This window comes from Metamycoplasma auris, assembly GCF_003253435.1.
Lineage (GTDB): Bacteria > Bacillota_I > Bacilli_A > Mycoplasmatales > Metamycoplasmataceae > Metamycoplasma > Metamycoplasma auris.
The window spans coordinates 1-4,905 of sequence record NZ_QKUB01000015.1 but is presented as its reverse complement, the minus strand read 5'-3'; the positions used below and the strand labels follow the sequence as shown (position 1 = coordinate 4,905).

At 25.5% G+C, this 4,905-nt stretch carries 3 protein-coding genes; all 3 read left to right on the top strand.

The features are described from left to right. The first annotated feature begins 364 nt into the window (after positions 1 to 364). Positions 365 to 1,417, top strand: a complete 1,053-nt coding sequence (locus BCF89_RS08675) for a zinc-dependent alcohol dehydrogenase family protein (RefSeq protein WP_277870062.1) — start codon at positions 365 to 367, stop codon at positions 1,415 to 1,417. A gap of 217 nt (positions 1,418 to 1,634) precedes the next feature. Next, entirely contained in the window at positions 1,635 to 4,331 is a 2,697-nt protein-coding gene (locus tag BCF89_RS08670; RefSeq protein ID WP_111518905.1) for a type I restriction-modification system subunit M, read from the top strand. 70 nt (positions 4,332 to 4,401) lie between these two features. Next, positions 4,402 to 4,905 (top strand): restriction endonuclease subunit S (locus BCF89_RS03145; RefSeq protein WP_211305424.1); only part of this gene is annotated, 504 nt, incomplete at its 3' end.

The following is a 4,905-nucleotide window of genomic DNA, read 5'->3' as shown; positions in this document are numbered from 1 at the left end:
AGGCAAATTAAAAACTAGGCAAAAAGTTTTTAAGCCTTTAAAAATAGCCCTTTGGCACAAAACAAAAAACTTAAAAATAAAAATGATTTTTGAAATAATGTAAAATTTAGTTAGATTGATTAGGGATTTGAAGTCCTTCAACACACTTAAATTTTACGGTTCCATTAAAAAAGTAATACAAAGATTTTAAAACTCTTTAGAAATTGGGATGTCAGTCAAAACACTTGTATTAATAAATTAGAAATTATAATAAGTACATAAACAATCAATCACTACTTATATATCTATAAGTCTTTTAATACATTATAATTTTTATGTAAGAAATGTAAGAAAAATATAAAGAAGAGATTTAGAAATATAAATTATGAAAATGAAAGCTTTAGTTTATCACGGTGAACATAATATTTCTCTTGAATTAGTTGATAAACCAACAATTTTAAAACCTACAGATGCAATAGTAAAAGTAACAAGAACAACAATTTGTGGAACTGATTTAGGAATTTATAAAGGAAAGAATCCTGAAGTAGCAAGTGGTCGGATCCTAGGACATGAAGGAATTGGAATTGTCGAAGAGGTTGGAGAAAGTGTATCCAATGTTAAAGTTGGTGATAAGGTCTTAATTGGATGTATTACTCCTTGTGGAAAATGTGACAATTGTAGAAGACAATTATATTCACACTGCCGCGAAACAGAAGGTGGATGAAAACTAGGTTATATGATCAATGGAACACAAGCTGAATATGTAAGAGTTCCATTTGCAGATAATAGTTTATACAAATATCCACAAACAATTAACGATGAAGTTGCAGTTATGCTATCAGATGCACTTCCTACAGGACATGAAATTGGTGTGCAATATGGAAATGTTAGTCCAGGAAAATCCGTTGCAATCATTGGAGCTGGACCAGTAGGAATGGGAGCTTTATTAACATCCCAATTATATTCTCCTGCGCAATTAATTGTTATTGACTTAGATAAAAACCGTTTGGAAATGGCTAAAAAACTAGGTGCTACAGATACATTAGTTCCAGATGACAAATTATTTGATAATCTAAAAGAAATTGTTGGTTGTGACGGAGTTGATGTAGCAATTGAAGCAGTAGGAATTCCTCAAACTTGGGATATATGCCAAAAAATTGTGAAACCTGGTGGCAATGTTTCAATTGTTGGAGTACATGGCAAATCAGTTGATTTCAATGTGCAAAATCTTTGAATTAAAAATATCACAATTACAACTGGATTAGTAAATACAAATACACTTCCGATGTTAATTAATGCAGTATCTACAGGTAAATTACCAGTATCTCAATTGATTACTCATAAATTCAATCTATCAGATATGATGAAAGCTTATGAAACATTCATCAATGCAGCTGATAATAAAGCAATGAAAATCTTCATTGATGCAACTAAATAAATTAATTGCAAAAATACAAAAATATTTTTAAACATTTATTAAAAAGTCATGTGCATAAAAATGCACTTGATTTTTTAATCTAGAAATCTAGCTTTAAAATTGGATTATTAAAATTTATACTCTATTATAGAGTATAAAACTTGTTAAATAAAAAGTTCTAATATTATAATTAAATAGATATAGAAATATAGTTCAAAATAGTTCAAAAAGGATAATTATGTCTAATAAAATAACAAAACAAAAATTAGCAGGTATTATATGAGAATCAGCTAATAGGCTAAGAAAAAATTTAGAGGCTCATGAATATAAAGATTACATTTTAGGAATGCTTTTATATAAATTTCTATGCGAAAAACAAACAAATTGATTATTATCAAATGGTATTTTAAAAAGTGACTTGAAATATTTAGATAATAAATTTGATTTTTCAAATTTTGAATTTGACAACAATACATCCTTACAAAATGTTGAAGATATTGACGTAGTCAGACAAGATTGTATTGATGCAAATGGTTATTTTATAGAATATAGAAATTTATTTAGTTCTTGAATAGAAAATAAAAATAAATTTGATATTCAAGCTTTTCAAACAGCTTTTAATGATTTTAGCGCAAGTATTAATGAAAAATATAAGTATTTATTTGAGGGTATTTTTTCTATTTTCGAAAAAGAATTAGATAAACTAGGAAATAATTCAACAGAACAAAAACAAACAATTAATAACTTAATAGATACAATGAATAAAGTCCCAACAAAAAATCAGGATTATGATCTTTTAGGATTTATTTATGAATATTTAATTGCTCAATTTGCTTCAAGTGCAGGTAAAAAAGCAGGAGAATTCTATACCCCACATGAAGTTTCACAATTAATGTCTAAAATTGTTGCATATCATTTAAGAAATAAAAAAACAATAAATGTTTATGATCCAACTAGTGGTTCGGGTTCCTTACTTTTAAATATCGGTGATGAATTCAAAAAATATAATAAAGGTTCCTCTCCGGTTAGTTATTATGCTCAAGAACTTAAATCAGAAACATTTAACTTAACTAGAATGAATCTGATAATGAGAAATATCAATCCTTCTGAAATTCATGTAAGAAGAGGTGATACTTTAGAACAAGATTGACCTATGTTTGAAAATGATGACCTAAGCACATATAGACGTTTAGTTGTTGATGCTGTTGTTTCAAATCCACCTTATTCTCAACAATGAAACCCAACAGCTCACGAAAGAGATTCACGTTATATTGAATATGGAATAGCTCCTAAAACAAAGGCAGATTACGCTTTCTTATTACATGATCTATACCATGTTGATCCTAAGGATGGAATTATGGCTATCGTTTTACCTCATGGGATTTTATTTAGAGGTAATTCGGAAAGACAAATTCGTCAAAAACTTATAGAAAAAGGTCAAATTGATACGATTATAGGACTACCTTCTAAAATGTTTTTTGGAACAGGAATTCCAACAATTATAATGATTCTAAAAAAACAAAGACCAACTAATGATATTTTATTTGTAGATGCTTCACAACTTTATATAAAAGAAGGTAAAAATAATAAATTTAGTCAGTCACAAATTAAAAAAATTGCAGATGTTGTAAATAATAGAATCGAAGTTGAAAAATTCTCAAGAATTGTTAAATTTGACGAAATCAAAGAAAATGATTTTAATTTAAATATTTCAAGATATATTGATAATTTCAAAAAACAAGTACAATACGATCTTCACTCATTAATGATTGGTGGGATAAGTAAACAAGAATTAGATAGTTATAATAATTTCTTTAATATATTTAAAAACATTAAAGATAAGTTGTTTAAATTAAATGAAAATAACTATTTAGATTTAAAAATTGATCAAGATCAAATAAGAGATATCATATATAACGATGATGATGTAAATAAATATATAGATCAATTCAAACAATTATCAACTAACTTTTTAAATCATTTTAAAACTTTAATACCATCACTTGAGGATATTAAAAACATTAGTATAACTGAACTAGAAAAATCACTTACTGATTATATTTTTAACCAAATAGATGATATAGATCTAGCAGATAAATATGATCTATATCAAATCATTATTAATAATTTTGATGTTATTAAAGACAACATAGAATTAATTTCAAAATATTATAATGACAATGATAATAAAAATGAAACTAAACAAAACATACATTTAGAATTATTAAGAGATGAATTAATAGTGACTTGAGAATCTAAGAAGAAAAAATCTGATGATTTAAAAATAAAAGATTGAAATTCAACTATTTTAGATCCTATATTTATTAAAAATAAATATTTTAAAGATATCTATGATTCTTTAAGTGTGCAAAAAGAACAACTAGAAGAAATTAATAGTGAAATTAAAAATGTTTTAAGTTTAATAGATGAAGAAGATAAAACTTATGAAATCTATGATTTTGAAGAAGAAAAATTCATTATTAAAGATGGTATTGAAAAATTAGCAAAATCAATTAAAAAATCAAAACAATCTATTGAACAAGATTCTTTAGAAGATAAAATAGTTCAAGTTTCTAACTTATATGAAAAACAAAAAGCAATCAAAGCAACATTTAATTCAACTAACAAACAACTAATACTTGATTCATATAACAAATATTTAAGTTTAGCTGAAGACGAATTTTATGAGTTATTAATAACTAAGTGACTTGAAAATATCATTAAAACATTCAATCAAAAACCAATTGATATAATCGATAGTTATGTTTCTAAATTTGAATTATTATCTAAAAAATATGAAGACACATTAGATGATATTAATGATCAAATTTTAAATAGTGAAAAAGAATTATTAAATTTATTAAAGGATCTTAAAGGTGAAGAAAGCGATATGAGAGCTATTAATGAATTAATAAAAATACTTGAAGGTAATTAAAATGAAGCAAAAAAAGTTATTTCCAAGTATCAGATTTAAGGAATTTACTAACGCTTGAGAACAGGAAAAGTTGGGAAATTTATTGACCTATGAACAACCAACAAAGTATATTGTTAGATCCGATAAATATACAAGGACAGGAGTTCCTGTTCTAACTGCAGGAAAAACTTTTATATTAGGTTATACAAGAGAAAAGTCTGGAATTAGATTTAGTAGTAATGATAAACCTGTTCTAATATTCGATGATTTTACAACAGCAATACACTTTATTAATTTTAATTTTAAGATTAAAAGTTCAGCTATCAAGTTATTGTCAAATAAACTAGATGATGATAATTTATTTTTTAACTACCTATTAATTAAAAGTTTAAATTTTGAACCGAATGCTCACGAAAGACATTGAATATCAAAATTTTCTATATTTAAAATAAAGGTTCCTAAGTTTACTGAAAAACTAAAAATCTCTTCACTATTTTCTAACCTAGATTCACTAATCACCCTTCATCAGCGTAAGTTAATTTTGTTAAAAAACACAAAAAATAGACTTCTTGAGAAGATGTTTTGTGATGAAAAA